The organism is Sphingomonas sp. GC_Shp_6 (assembly GCF_026540835.1).
GTDB lineage: Bacteria > Pseudomonadota > Alphaproteobacteria > Sphingomonadales > Sphingomonadaceae > Sphingomonas.
This window is the reverse complement of the sequence record NZ_JALNUO010000005.1, coordinates 1-13,192: the sequence shown is the minus strand read 5'-3', so window position 1 is coordinate 13,192 and position 13,192 is coordinate 1. Positions and strand designations below refer to the sequence as shown.

At 66.4% G+C, this 13,192-nt stretch carries 12 protein-coding genes and 1 tRNA gene; 9 read left to right on the top strand and 4 right to left on the bottom strand.

Annotated features, from left to right (window positions below):
* Positions 1-23: 23 nt before the first annotated feature.
* Positions 24-842 carry a DUF815 domain-containing protein gene (locus tag OXQ95_RS08205; protein ID WP_267381132.1) on the top strand — a complete coding sequence of 273 codons (819 nt, stop codon included), beginning with the start codon at positions 24-26 and terminating at the stop codon, positions 840-842.
* 7 nt (positions 843-849) lie between these two features.
* Here the strand turns inward: OXQ95_RS08205 and OXQ95_RS08200 are convergent.
* Positions 850-926, bottom strand: a tRNA-Pro gene (locus tag OXQ95_RS08200).
* 169 nt (positions 927-1,095) lie between these two features.
* Between OXQ95_RS08200 and pnuC the strand changes: the two genes are divergently transcribed.
* The 6 genes from pnuC to OXQ95_RS08170 all read left to right on the top strand — a co-directional run bounded on the left by pnuC (position 1,096) and on the right by OXQ95_RS08170 (position 9,896).
* Complete coding sequence (gene pnuC / locus OXQ95_RS08195) at positions 1,096-1,674, top strand: nicotinamide riboside transporter PnuC (RefSeq protein ID WP_267381131.1); 579 nt, start codon at positions 1,096-1,098, stop codon at positions 1,672-1,674.
* A complete protein-coding gene (locus OXQ95_RS08190; RefSeq protein ID WP_267381130.1) occupies positions 1,671-2,198 on the top strand; it encodes an AAA family ATPase in 528 nt (175 codons plus the stop codon). Before pnuC ends, OXQ95_RS08190 begins: the two co-directional genes overlap by 4 nt.
* Positions 2,199-2,239: 41 nt before the next feature.
* On the top strand, positions 2,240-4,051 hold the full coding sequence (lepA, locus tag OXQ95_RS08185) for a translation elongation factor 4 (protein WP_267381129.1): 1,812 nt from the start codon (positions 2,240-2,242) through the stop codon (positions 4,049-4,051).
* Between the two features lie 311 nt (positions 4,052-4,362).
* Positions 4,363-5,358, top strand: a complete 996-nt coding sequence (locus OXQ95_RS08180) for an alpha/beta hydrolase (RefSeq protein WP_267381128.1) — start codon at positions 4,363-4,365, stop codon at positions 5,356-5,358.
* A gap of 224 nt (positions 5,359-5,582) precedes the next feature.
* Positions 5,583-8,975 carry a polysaccharide deacetylase family protein gene (locus OXQ95_RS08175; protein ID WP_267381127.1) on the top strand — a complete coding sequence of 1,131 codons (3,393 nt, stop codon included), beginning with the start codon at positions 5,583-5,585 and terminating at the stop codon, positions 8,973-8,975.
* A gap of 201 nt (positions 8,976-9,176) precedes the next feature.
* Positions 9,177-9,896, top strand: a complete 720-nt coding sequence (locus OXQ95_RS08170) for a Crp/Fnr family transcriptional regulator (RefSeq protein ID WP_267381126.1) — start codon at positions 9,177-9,179, stop codon at positions 9,894-9,896.
* Between the two features lie 333 nt (positions 9,897-10,229).
* Here OXQ95_RS08170 and rpsI read toward each other — a convergent pair whose 3' ends face one another.
* The 3 genes from rpsI to OXQ95_RS08155 form a co-directional block, all read right to left on the bottom strand.
* On the bottom strand, positions 10,230-10,793 hold the full coding sequence (gene rpsI, locus OXQ95_RS08165) for a 30S ribosomal protein S9 (RefSeq protein ID WP_242098737.1): 564 nt from the start codon (positions 10,791-10,793) through the stop codon (positions 10,230-10,232).
* Entirely contained in the window at positions 10,794-11,273 is a 480-nt protein-coding gene (gene rplM / locus OXQ95_RS08160; RefSeq protein WP_242098738.1) for a 50S ribosomal protein L13, read from the bottom strand.
* A gap of 122 nt (positions 11,274-11,395) precedes the next feature.
* Positions 11,396-12,439 carry a COX15/CtaA family protein gene (locus tag OXQ95_RS08155; protein ID WP_267381125.1) on the bottom strand — a complete coding sequence of 348 codons (1,044 nt, stop codon included), beginning with the start codon at positions 12,437-12,439 and terminating at the stop codon, positions 11,396-11,398.
* A 102-nt stretch (positions 12,440-12,541) separates the two neighbouring features.
* On the opposite strand from OXQ95_RS08155, the gene OXQ95_RS08150 reads away from it, so the two are divergent.
* Together OXQ95_RS08150 and OXQ95_RS08145 are read left to right on the top strand one after the other, a co-directional pair.
* Positions 12,542-13,006, top strand: coding sequence for a transcriptional repressor (locus tag OXQ95_RS08150; protein ID WP_242098742.1), 465 nt, complete (start codon positions 12,542-12,544; stop codon positions 13,004-13,006).
* A gap of 45 nt (positions 13,007-13,051) precedes the next feature.
* The coding region (locus OXQ95_RS08145) for a 1-deoxy-D-xylulose-5-phosphate synthase N-terminal domain-containing protein (protein ID WP_267381247.1) at positions 13,052-13,192 on the top strand (141 nt) is incomplete at its 3' end.

The window sequence follows — 13,192 nt, the reverse complement described above, 5'->3', positions numbered from 1 at the left end:
TCGCATCGCCTTACGAACGTCGCATGGATCCCCTGGAGCGCATCGCCGCCGCCCTCGAGCGGCTCTCGCCACCACCGCCGCCGGCGGCCGATCCCTCGGCGCATCCGGTCTATCTCTGGCGGGGCGATACCCTGGCCGCGGCGCGGGGCGCGGGAACGTTGCCGCTCGCGATGCTGCACGGCATCGATCGGCAAAAGGCCGCGCTCGTCGCCAATCTGCGCCGGCTCGCGTCCGGCCATGCCGCGCAGGACGTGCTGCTATGGGGCGCGCGCGGCACGGGCAAATCGGCGCTCGTGAAAAGCGCGGTGGCGGCCGTGCAGGGTGAGGGCGGCGATCTCGCGCTGGTCGAGGTGGCGACGCTCGCCAGCCTGCCGGCGCTGTTCGCGCGTCTGGCGGACGTGCCGCGGGGCTTCGCGCTGTTCCTCGACGATCTGGGGTTCGACGCGCCCGCCGAAGCGCGCACCCTGCGTTCGCTGCTGGAGGGCGGGGCCGAGCCCCGGCCGGCCAATGTCCGCCTGATCGTCACCGCCAACCGCCGGCATCTGGTCGTGCGCGATGTGGCCGAGCAGGACAGCGCGATCAACCCGCGCGATTCGGTCGACGACCAACTGGCCCTTGCCGATCGCTTCGGCCTCAGCCTCGGCTTCCATGTGCTCGACCAGGAGGGCTATCTGACGATCGTCGCCGCCTATGCCGCCGCGCACGGGCTGGACTACGATCCCGACGAGGCGGTGCGCTGGGCGACCCAGCGCGGCAGCCGGTCGGGCCGCGTGGCCTGGCATTATATCGTGGATCTGGCCGGGCGCGCCGGGCGTGCGCTTCACGGCGCAGATGCCGGCTGAAGCGAAATGGTCGGGAAGAGAGGATTCGAACCTCCGGCCCCCGCCTCCCGAAGACGGTGCTCTACCAGGCTGAGCTACTCCCCGACGGAGTCCGGTCGATCGCCATGGGGCGGGACCGTGCTTGGAGCGGCGCCTATAGCCAGCGTCGCGGGCGGGTGCAAGCGGGCTTGTCGCGGCCGGGCCGTTTCGCTAGCGCGGCGCGGCGACACCAAGGCGATGCGCCCGAGATGACGACCCGCTTCCGGACCTGGCCGTGAACCCGATCGAGGCGGTCGCCGCCGTGCTCGTGATCGCGAACGTGGCGCTGCTCGCGGTGCGCAGCATCTGGAACTATCCGTTCGCGATCGTCGCGGTGGCGATCTACGCGATCGTTTTCGCCCGCGCGCATCTCTACAGCGACATGCTGCTCCAGGGCTTTTTCCTCGTCGTGAACCTGTATGGCTGGGTGCATTGGGCGCGAGGTCGCGCGCAGGCCGGCACGGTGATCGTCGAACGGCTTTCCTGGGCCGCGCGCGGCTATTGGGTGCTGGGCTGCGCGGCGGCGACGCTCGGCTGGGGCCTGCTGATGCACCGGTTCACCGATGCGGCCTATCCGTGGTGGGATGCGTGCGTCGCGATTTGCTCGGTGGCGGCGCAGATGATGCTCGCCCGGCGTGCGATCGAGAATTGGTGGCTGTGGATCGCGGTCGACCTTGCCGCGGTTCCGCTCTATTGCGCCAAGCAGCTCTGGCTCACGGGGGCGTTGTACCTCGTGCTGCTCGTGCTGTCGATCCGGGGGCTGATCGGCTGGCAGGTGGCGCGGGGCCGGCAGGAGCGGGGGGTGTCGGCGTGAAGCTTCGTTCGATCTGTCTTCATGGCCCCGAAAGCACGGGCAAATCGACCATGGCGCCACGGCTCGCCAAGCATTTCGACACGCAGTGCATCGCCGAATTCGGCCGCACCTATTGCGAGACGTTCGGCACCGACCTGACGATGGCGGACCTGATCGTGATCGCCAAGGCGCATGACGCCAAGACCCGGGCCGCGGTCGCGTCGGGCGAGCTTCCGGTGATCTTCGATACCGATCCGCTGATGACGGCGGTTTGGGCGCAGATGCTGTTCGGCCGCCGCGATCCCTGGTTCGATCGCTGGGACAATTATGCCGATCTCTATCTCCTGTTCGACATCGACCTGCCCTGGGTGGAGGACGGCACGCGGATGTTCGGCGCGGCGGCCGACCGCCGGCGCTTCTTCGAACTGTCGCGCGCCGAACTGGAGCGGCGCGGGGTACGCTGGGCGCTGGTCGGCGGCGAGGGGTCGGCGCGCTATCTCCAGGCTTTGCGGGCGATCGAACGGGTGGCGCGCGAGCCGGGCTGAGAGGCTTTGGCATGTGCGCTGCGGAGTGCTAACGGCCGCGCATGACGACAGACCTCGCGCACATCCGCAACTTCTCGATCATCGCGCATATCGATCACGGCAAGTCGACGCTCGCCGACCGGCTGATTCAGCAGACCGGTGGCCTCACCGAGCGCGAGATGTCCGAGCAGGTGCTCGACAACATGGACATCGAGAAGGAACGCGGCATCACGATCAAGGCGCAGACCGTGCGCCTGGCCTACACCGCCAAGGACGGCGAGGCCTATGTGCTGAACCTGATGGACACGCCGGGGCATGTCGATTTCGCCTATGAGGTGAGCCGCAGCCTGGCCGCGTGCGAGGGCGCGCTGCTGGTGGTGGATGCCGCGCAGGGCGTCGAGGCGCAGACGCTCGCCAACGTCTATCAGTCGATCGAGCACGACCATGAGATCGTGCCGGTCATCAACAAGATCGACCTGCCCGCCGCCGAACCCGAAAAGGTGAGGAAGGAGATCGAGGACGTGATCGGCATCGACGCGTCCGAGGCGGTGCTGGCGAGCGCCAAATCGGGGATCGGCATCGCCGACATCCTCGAGGCGATCGTGACGAAGATCCCGCCGCCCAAGGGCGATCCGGCGGCGCCGCTGAAGGCGATGCTGGTCGACAGCTGGTACGATCCGTATCTCGGCGTCGTCATCCTGGTGCGCGTGATGGACGGCGTGCTGAAGAAGGGCCAGCAGATCAAGTTCATGCAAACGGGGACGGTGCACCTCGTCGACCGCGTCGGCTGTTTCCGGCCCAAGATCGAGCAGCTGACCGAGCTCGCCACCGGCGAGATGGGCTTCATCACCGCGCAGATCAAAGAGGTGGCGCAGACCCGCGTCGGCGACACGATCACCGATGCCAAGCGTCCGGCGCTCGAGGCGCTGCCCGGCTTCAAGGAGGTGCAGCCGGTGGTGTTCTGCGGGCTGTTCCCGGTGGACGCCAACGACTTCGAGAAGCTGCGCGAGAGCATCTCGAAGCTCAGACTGAACGACGCGTCCTTCTCATTCGAGATGGAGACGTCGGCGGCGCTGGGCTTCGGCTTTCGCTGCGGGTTCCTGGGGCTGCTCCATCTGGAGATCATCCAGGAGCGGCTGACGCGCGAATACGACCTCGACCTCATCACCACCGCGCCTTCGGTGGTGTACGAGATCGAGCTGGCGCACAACCAGGGCCAGCTCGAGCTGCACAACCCCGCCGACATGCCCGAGCCCAACAAGATCGCCAGCATCGCCGAGCCGTGGATCGAGGCGACGATCTACGTGCCCGACGAATATCTCGGCAGCATTCTGAAGCTGTGCCAGGATCGCCGCGGCATCCAGAAGAACCTCACCTATGTCGGCGGCCGCGCGCAGGCGACCTACGAGCTGCCGCTGAACGAAGTGGTGTTCGATTTCTACGATCGGCTGAAATCGCTGTCCAAGGGCTATGCGAGCTTCGACTATCACCAGATCGGCTACCGCGAGGGCGATCTCGTCAAGATGTCGATCCTGGTCAACGACGAGCCGGTCGATGCGCTCAGCATGATCGTCCACCGCGGCACCGCCGAGGTGCGCGGGCGCGGCATGTGCGAGCGGCTGAAGGAGCTGATCCCGCGCCACCTGTTCAAGATCCCGATCCAGGCGGCGATCGGCGGCAAGGTGATCGCGCGCGAGACGATCAGCGCGATGCGTAAGGACGTGACCGCGAAATGCTATGGCGGCGATGCCAGCCGCAAGCGCAAGCTGCTCGACAAGCAGAAGAAGGGCAAGCTGAAGATGCGCGAATATGGCTCGGTCAGCATCCCGCAGGAAGCCTTCATCGCCGCGCTGCGGATGGGTGACGACGCGTGATGGGTGGGGGCGGGGGGCCATCGGCGGACGACGAGGCCGATTCCGCCTGCCGGTGCGAGCCGGTCACTTCGGGTAACGCGTTCGATAACTCCGTTTGCAATGGTAATCTCGAGAAACGGTAGTCGGGAACGGATTTTGAGAAATCAGCCCTGGGTGGCGACCGCCATATGACAGGGTAGATCCGTGTTTCACCAGACGTTCCTTTTTTTCGGGAAGCTACCAGTTGCGTGATGAGCTTGGGCCACTAACCTCGGCTTCTGCAATCCGCCTGATTTTGAGGAAGGTTGCACCTTTAAAGCAGGAGACACGGTTTGTCGCGGATCCGGTTCGTCGTGCCCTCTCTACTTGCTTTGGGCATCGCTTGCGCGGCCTACGGGCAGATCAGCAAGAACGACAATTCGCCTCCGAAAGTTGTTCTCTCCAAGAATGAACAAGCAGGCATCTGGCAGGATACTAACGATGGGGTTCAGATGCCGCTCTGGTCCGCGGGCACGCCTCTCGCCAAGCCCGACTCCGGCGATCGGCTCGAGGGGACCGGTAACGGTACGGGGCTTGTGGGAGGACGCAAATGGCATTGGGCGAGCTATGTTACCCGGCCAACCATGACGCTCTATAGACCAAAAGGGCGCAATATCGGAGCCGCCATGCTGGTCCTGCCGGGTGGTGGATTTGAAGTGATAGCGACCGATCTGGAAGGCACCGAAATTTGCGATTGGGTGGTCCGGCAGGGCATGACCTGTGCGGTGCTGAAATACAGGGTGCCGCAGGCCTGGCCGCAGGGGCAGCGGCCGAAAGTGCTATTGGGTTTGGAAGACGCGCAGCGCGCGATGGGGCTGATGCGCCAGCAAGCAGTGTCCTACGGGATCGATCCGCACAAAATCGGCGTCATTGGCTTTTCCGCCGGCGCATATTTGGCCGCAAGCATGAGCAACACGGTAGAGCGCACCTATCCGCTTAGGGACGCAGCTGACCGGCAATCGCCCCGGCCAAACTTCGCGATCATCGCCTATACGGCGCGTATGCTGGACGACAGCAAGGGCAGGAACAGTCTCGAACTCAAGCCATGGGTCACCATCAGCGCCAAGGCGCCGCCGACGCTGATCCTTCATGCCATGAACGACCCGACGGACCCGATTCGGCAACCTATGGCCTATGCGTTGGCACTCAGCGATGCCGGCGTGCCGGTCGATATGCGCCTGTACGCCAAGGGAGGCCATGCTTTTGGACTGCGGCCCACGGCCGATCCGATTTCGCGGGAATGGCCCGGACAGGTCAAGCAGTGGCTGCATAATATAGGCATGTTATGATCGAGAGGGACTCATGAGCGGCAGCTTGCCGGCTGAGTAGATGGGTAGGCACTTTCCTGAAACACGATCACTTTAGAGAATGCCGGTAATTGCCGCCTGTCTTCCAGCCGCCGAATCGCGCCATACCAACCCGCTCCCGCCCACCCGCCGCCGTTGACCGCCCCCACCGGATTTGTCATCCCGGCGCGGGCCCGTTCGGGCTTGCCCATGCAAGAGTGTAGTCCATGTCCGAGCGTCCGATCTTCTTCGATGCCAGCGGTCGCCGGCGGCGGCGTTTCGCGCTCGGCGTCGCGGCGTTCGCGCTGTTGCTGGTGCTCGCCGTCGCGATGTTCGGCGTTTCGATCGGCGCGGTGCCCGCCGCGCCGCTGTTGCCGGTGCAGACCGAACGCAGCGCGATGAAAGGGTTGCCGGCGCCGCGCGGCGGCCTTCTCAGCCGCACCGCGCGCTCGGTCGATTATTATCGCCGGCAGCTCTTCGGCGCCGCGCCCGCGAGCCCGAAGGGGCAGGCGGCGGCGGCCGCCAACCCGCAGCTCGCCATCGCCTTTCACGCGCCTTGGGACGATTCGAGCTCGGCCAGCCTCAAGCGCCATGTCGAACAGCTCGACTGGCTGATCCCCGCCTGGGTCTCGGTGACGGGCCCGACGCACGACACCACCGTGTTCCGCGATCCGGTCGGCCGATCGATCATCAACCATGCGATCCACCGGCCGCAGATCCTGCCAATGGTGCAGAACGCGAAGGGCGGCGTGTGGGACGGCAAGGGCGCCGCGTCGCTGTTCGCCGATCCGGCGGCACGGCGCGCGCTGCTCGACCGGCTGACGCTGTTTTTGGCGAACAACCACGCCGCCGGCGTCTTCTTCGATTTCGAGGATCTGCCGCCCACCGCGCAGGCGAATTACCGCGCGTTCCTCGCCGAGGCGCATGCGCGCTTCGCGCCGCGGGGCTGGGTGATCGCGATCGCGGCGCCGGTGGGCAACGAGGATTGGGACCTGCGCGCCTATGCCCGGGTGACCGACAAGATCTTCCTGATGGCTTATGACGAGCATGAGAATGCGGGCGCGCCCGGGCCGATCGCGTCGCAGCAATGGTTCGCGCGGATGGTGGCGAACGCCGCGCGCGGCATCCCCGCGGCCAAGCTCGTCGTGGCAATCGGCAATTATGGGTATGACTGGCACGAGGGCGGCGGCGATCCCGTCGATGTCGAGGAGGCGTGGCAGGCGGCGCGCGATTCGGGGGTGATGCCCACCTTCGACCGGATGAGCCAGAATACGAGCTTCGCCTATCAAGACGGCGATATCCGCCATCAGGTGTGGCTGCTCGACGCGGCGTCCGCCTACAACCAGATCGCGTTCCTGCAAAAGGCGGGCGTGGGCAGCGTGGCGCTGTGGCGGCTGGGCTCCGAGGATCCAGGTATCTGGACGATCTTCGGCCGCGATCACCGCAAGCTGCCGATCCCCGATTCGATCGACACCATCCCCGCGGGTACCAATGTCGACATTGAGGGCGCGGGCGAGATCCTGAAGATCCGCGGCACGCCGGTGAACGGCCTGCGCGACGCGGTGCCCGCGCGCGACAACACCATCGCCGATGTGAACTTCACGCGGCTGCCCTCCTCCTATGTGATCGACCGCACCGGCTATCGCCCCAAGATGATCGCGCTGACGTTCGACGACGGCCCCGATCCGCAATGGACTCCGCAGATCCTCGACGTGCTGAAGCGCGAGGGCGTAGTCGGCACGTTCTTCATCATCGGCGAGAACGCGCTGACGAACCGCAGCCTGCTCGAGCGCATGGTGGCCGAGGGGCACGAGATCGGCAGCCACACCTATACGCATCCCAATCTCGCCAACGTCTCCGAACCCCAGGTGCGCTTCGAGCTGAACACCACCCAGCGGCTGTTCCAGGCGTTCACCGGCCGCTCGCTCCGCTTTTTCCGCGCGCCGTATTTCGGCGACGCCGAGCCGACCACCGCAGACGAAATCGTGCCCGCGCTCGAGGCGCAGGATCGCGGCTATATTTCGGTCGGCCTGCACGTCGATCCGGGCGACTGGAAGCGGCCGGGCGTGCAGGCGATCATCGACAAGACGATCGCGGACGCCACCACCGGCCCCGCCAACTGCACCGGCGACGAGGATGCGCCCACCAACTGCAGCCGCAACATCGTCCTGCTGCACGATGCCGGCGGCAACCGCGCGCAGACCGTCGCCGCGCTGCCCGTCATCATCGAGCGGCTGCGGGCCATGGGCTATCGCTTCGTGCCCGTGTCCGCGCTCGCGGGATTGACGCGCGAGGCCTCGATGCCGCCGATCTCCTCCAGCGACCGGCTGGCGGCGATGGCGGATCTGGGCCTGTTCACCATTCTCGGCTGGATCGTGATCGCGCTCCACTGGCTGTTCGCGATCGCCATTTCGGTCGGCATCCTGCGTGCGCTCGCGCTATCGGCGCTGGCGCTGATCCAGGCGCGCCGCGAAAACCGCACCGTCTTCCCCCCGATCGATCCCACGCGCTTCGTCACCGTGATGATCCCCGCCTATAACGAGGATCGCGTGATCGAACGCGCGGTGCGCGGGGTGCTCGCTTCGACCGAGGTGCGGATCGAGGTGATCGTGATCGACGACGGCTCGGCCGACGCCACCAGCCAGGTGGTGCGCGACGCCTTTGCCGACGATGACCGCGTCCGGCTGCTGACGCTCGCCAATGGCGGCAAGGCGCGCGCGCTCAACCGGGGGCTGGAGCTGGCGCGGGGCGAGATCGTCGTGGCGCTCGACGCCGACACGCAGTTCGAACCGACCACGATCGCGCGCCTCGCGCGCTGGTTCGACGATCCGGCGCTGGGCGCGGTCGCCGGCAACGCCAAGGTGGGTAACCGCGTGAACCTCGTCACCAAATGGCAGGCGCTTGAATATATCACCGCGCAGAATCTCGAGCGCCGCGCGCTCGCGCGGCTGAACGCGATGACGGTCGTGCCGGGCGCGGTCGGCGCCTGGCGCGTCGAGACGATCCGCTCGGTCGGCGGCTATCCCAACGACACGCTCGCCGAGGATCAGGATCTGACGATCGCGATCCAGCGCGCCGGATGGAAGGTGCGTTATGACCAGTTCGCGGTCGCCTGGACCGAGGCGCCCGAGACGCTGCGCGCGCTCGCCAAGCAGCGGTTCCGCTGGGCGTTCGGCACGCTGCAATGCCTCTGGAAGCACCAGTCGGCGATCTTCGGCTCGCATCCCAGAGGCCTGGGCTGGATCGGCCTGCCGCAGGCGATCGTGTTCCAGATCCTGCTGGCGGCGATCTCGCCGATCATCGATCTCGCGCTGCTCGTCAGCTTCTTCCTCACCTATATCGCCATCCAGGCGCATGGTTGGGCGCAGACGAGCCACGATGTCGAGCTGATGCTGGTCTATTGGCTGGTCTTCACCGCGATCGACATGCTGGCGGCGACCATCGCGTTCGCGCTGGAGCGCAAGGAACGATGGCGGCTGCTGTGGCTGCTCGTGCCGCAGCGGATCGGGTATCGCCAAGTGATGTATTATGTCGTGCTGAAGGCCATCGCGCAGGCGGTGCGTGGGCCGATGGTGGGCTGGGGCAAGCTGCAGCGGACGGGCCGCGTGACGGCGGCCTGAGCCTTGCGACTTCCCCCGTTGCGCCATCGGCGGGGACATCAGGTTGGTTGGCGAGTGCGCAATAACATGTATCAAGGCCTTATGCGCGTAACCTGAGCTGCAATATGGTTTACTGTAAACTTTGATGATTTAGAGTTACTTAGGTTCGGGGCAATCGGTCCCGGGTGAAGAATCATGATAACGGAGCACGCTCCTGCCGACGTGCTTGTTTCAAGCATCGCCAACCGGGTGGCGTTGGACGACACCGATCGTGCCGCGATCCGCGCGATGCCGTTCCGCCTGCGCCATTATGATGCGCGCACCTATCTGCTGCGTCAGGGCGGTCGGCCGGAACATTGCGCCTTCATCCTCTCGGGCTTTGCGGTTCGCCAGAAGCTGACCTTCATGGGTGCGCGCCAGATCCTGGGGTTTCTGCTGCCGGGAGAATTCAGCGATCTCCAGCAATTGTTCCTGTCCCGCTCTGACCATAATGTGCAGGCCCTGACGTCGCTCGAGGTCGCCGAATGCGCGATCCCGGATCTTCAGCATCTCGCGATGAGCCGCCCGGCGGTGGGGCAGGCCTTGTGGATCAGCACGCTCGTCGAAGCGTCGATGGTGCGCGAAAACATGTTGAACATCGGCCGGCGCGACGGTCTCACCCGCGTCGCGCACCTGCTCTGCGAATTCGAGTCCCGGCTGCCGGAAGCGGGGCTTGAGGATCATGGCTATGATCTGCCGATGACGCAGGAAGAAATCGGCGATGCCGTCGGGCTGACGGCGGTTCACGTCAACCGAACCCTGAAGCAGCTCGAAGCCGAAGGGCTGATCGCGCGCACGCGCCGCTTCGTCCGGGTCGTCGACCGCAAACGCCTGCTCGCGCGCGCTGACTTCGATCCGGACTATCTTCACCGCGATCAGCCGGTGTTCGAATTCGCCGGCTGATCGCATTCGACCTCCGCGATCGCCCGGATCCTTCAGGACTGGCTGCCGTCGTTGCGCTCGACAGTTACGATGATTTCGACGGGCGATCGGCCGAGGCTCGCTGATATTCGGGGATTTGTCCCCTCAGCGCCGGCTTTTCGCCGCCGATTCCACTATCCCGGTTTCTTACGACCCGCGATCCGTCGACAGGGTTCCATTGCCGCGCCGCGCGCAGCCCGGCGTCCGACGCGGACCCATACCGAAAAGGGCGGCCCCGGCATGACCGGAACCGCCCTTTTCATAATACCGCGAGGGCGGCATCCAGGAACGTTGATGGCGTCCCGGACCGACCGATCAGCGCTTCGAGAACTGGAAGCTACGACGAGCCTTCGCCTTGCCGTACTTCTTGCGCTCGACGGTACGGCTGTCGCGCGTCAGGAAGCCCGCGGCCTTCACCGGCGCACGCAGGATCGGCTCGTACTTGGTGAGCGCCTGGCTGATGCCGTGCTTCACCGCGCCGGCCTGGCCCGACAGGCCACCGCCCTTGACGGTGCAGACGACGTCATACTGGCCCTCGCGCTCGGTCACGCCGAACACCTGGTTGATGACGAGGCGCAGCGTCGGGCGCGCGAAATAGACCTGCTGGTCGCGGCCGTTGATCGTGATCTTGCCCGAGCCGGGCTTGACCCACACGCGGGCGACCGCGTCCTTGCGGCGGCCGGTGGCATAGGCGCGGCCCTGCTTGTCGAGGATCTGCTCGCGCAGCGGCATCGTCGGTGCCTTGGGCTCCTCGATGTGGCCGGCCATGTAATCGGCGGCCTGCTGGTCCGAATGCTCACCCGTGGCCGGTGCCTGCGGGGCGGCGGCCGGGTTGGTCAGGTTCGCGAGATCCGCGAGCGACTGGCGGTTGTCGGACATTTAGGCACCCACCTTGTTCTTGCGGCTCATGCCGGCGATGTCGAGGACTTCGGGGTTCTGCGCTTCATGCGGATGCTCGGCGCCCTTGAAGATGCGCAGGTTGCGCATCTGCTCGCGGCCCAGCGGCCCGCGCGGGATCATCCGCTCGACGGCCTTTTCGAGCACGCGCTCGGGGAAGCGGCCGTCCAGCACCTTGGCGGCGGTGATGCCCTTGATGCCGCCGGCATAGCCGGTGTGCTTGTAATAGACCTTCTTCTGGGCCTTGTTGCCCGTGAAGCGGATCTTGTCGGCGTTGATGACGACGACGTTGTCACCGCAGTCGACATGCGGGGTAAAGCTCGTCTTGTGCTTGCCGCGCAGGACGTTGGCGATCACCACCGCGGCACGGCCGACGACGAGATTCTCGGCGTCGACGATATGCCATTTCTTCTCCACCTCGTGCGGCTTGGCCGACTTGGTGGTCTTCATGAGCGCCTTCATGGGCGTGAGACCTTTCGTGCAAACAGGCACGCGCCGCCCCAAGGGACAGCGCGATTGCACGCCCATTCGCGGAAAGGCGCCGGTAAGTCAAGCAAAGCGCCGCTTTGCCGACGGGTATCGGGCTACCTGTGGCGCTGCGCCCCACCGATCGCGTGCGCAGCGAACACCGCGGCGACCACGAGCAGGGCGGCGTTCGCCTGGTGCGCGATCGCGACCGGGACGAGCACGCCGGTCATCAGCGTCGCGATGCCGAGCATGATCTGCAGCGTGACGAGCGCCACCACGACGAAGCCCACGCGCGACCCCGTGCGGGTCGCGCCGACCGCGAGCGCCACCAGACCGGCGCCCGCACCAAACGCCAGCCAACGATGGACGAACTGCACCACGATCGGGTTGGCGAAGGCGTTGGTCCAGGCAGGCGCAAGCATCGGCACGTCCGCCGGGAACAGCCGGTCGCCCATCAGCGGCCAGCTGGCGAAGGCATACCCCGCGTGAAGCCCGGCGGTGAGCGCGCCGAACAGGATCTGCGCGGCCAGCAGCAGCAGCGCGACGATCGCCACGGGCGACAGCCGCGCGGGCTTCGCATAGGGGTTCGCCGCGCGGTCGAGCAGGTCGAGCGCGGTCCACACCATGCCGCCGAGCGTGAACAGCGCGGTGAGCAGATGCGTGGCGAGCCATTCGGGCGCGACCGAGGTGCGCGCCGTCAGCCCGGATTTGACCATCAGCCAGCCGAACGTCCCCTGGAGCAGGATCAGCGCGAAGAGTGCGGCGAGGCGCGGCGCATAGCCCGCCGGAATTTGGCGCCGTAGCGCGAACCACAAGGCCGGCAGCAGGAACGCCATGCCGATGAAGCGGCCGAGAAACCGGTGGAGATATTCCCAGAAGAAGATCGCCTGGAACCCACCCAGCGTCATGCCGCGGTTGAACGCGGCATATTGCGGGATGGCGCGGTAATGCGCGAATTCGGCCTGCCACTGCGCGTCGGTCAGCGGCGGGATCGCGCCCGTCAGCGGCTTCCATTCGGTGATCGACAAGCCCGAATCGGTCAGCCGGGTGATTCCGCCCACCACGACGATCGCCACCACCAGCGCCGCCACGACGAACAGCCAGATCGCGAGCAGGCGGGGGCGGGCGGTGGACGAGAAGGCGGCGCTGGGCTGGAGCATGTCCGGTGCCTACGCCTTTGCGCCCGCTGGGCCAAGCGCCGCCTTGCGGCGTGGGTGGGGCCAGGTGCTTGCCGCGGATCGGCTGCGGCTCTAAATCGAACCATGGCCCAAGCCCATCGACATCACGAGCCGCAAGGCGCCGAACTCGCGACGGTGGCGCAGGCCGCGCTGGAGCGGGCGGGCGAACAATGGACGACGATGCGCGCCAGCGTGTTCGCGGCCCTGGCCGGGTTCGATCGACCGGCCTCCGCCTATGACATCGCCGATTCGGTGTCGCAGGCCGCCGGGCGGCGGGTGGCGGCCAACAGCATCTACCGGATTCTCGACCTGTTCGTGGGCGCCAATCTCGCGCGCAAGGTGGAAAGCGCGAACGCCTATATCGTCAGCGCGCATCCCGATTGCCGGCACGATTGCATCTTCCTCGTCTGCGATGCGTGCGGGCAGACGACGCATCTCGACGACGATGCGATCACCCGCGGGGTGCGCGCCGCCGCCGCCTCGGTCGGCTTCGCCGCCGAACGCCCGGTGATCGAGGTGCGCGGCCGCTGCGCCGCCTGCTGCGCCTGATCCGTTACAATCGACACGATCGGTCGACTGGTTTAAGGCCTTGGGATGACCAGCGTTAACGACACCCCCCTACTCGACACGATTCCGACGCCGTTGGAGCTTCGGGCTTTGGAGCCCGGGCAGCTTCGGCAGTTGGCGGACGAGCTGCGGGCGGAGACGATCGCGGCGGTGGGGGTGACGGGGGGT

Coding starts and splice junctions, on each gene's coding strand:
- OXQ95_RS08205 (WP_267381132.1), top strand. CDS start 24: ATGGATCCCCTGGAGCGCATCGCCGCCGCCCTCGAGCGGCTCTCGCCA.
- rplM (WP_242098738.1), bottom strand. CDS start 11,273: ATGAAGGCGCTCATGAAGACCACCAAGTCGGCCAAGCCGCACGAGGTG.
- rpsI (WP_242098737.1), bottom strand. CDS start 10,793: ATGTCCGACAACCGCCAGTCGCTCGCGGATCTCGCGAACCTGACCAAC.
- lepA (WP_267381129.1), top strand. CDS start 2,240: ATGACGACAGACCTCGCGCACATCCGCAACTTCTCGATCATCGCGCAT.
- OXQ95_RS08175 (WP_267381127.1), top strand. CDS start 5,583: ATGTCCGAGCGTCCGATCTTCTTCGATGCCAGCGGTCGCCGGCGGCGG.
- OXQ95_RS08150 (WP_242098742.1), top strand. CDS start 12,542: ATGGCCCAAGCCCATCGACATCACGAGCCGCAAGGCGCCGAACTCGCG.
- OXQ95_RS08155 (WP_267381125.1), bottom strand. CDS start 12,439: ATGCTCCAGCCCAGCGCCGCCTTCTCGTCCACCGCCCGCCCCCGCCTG.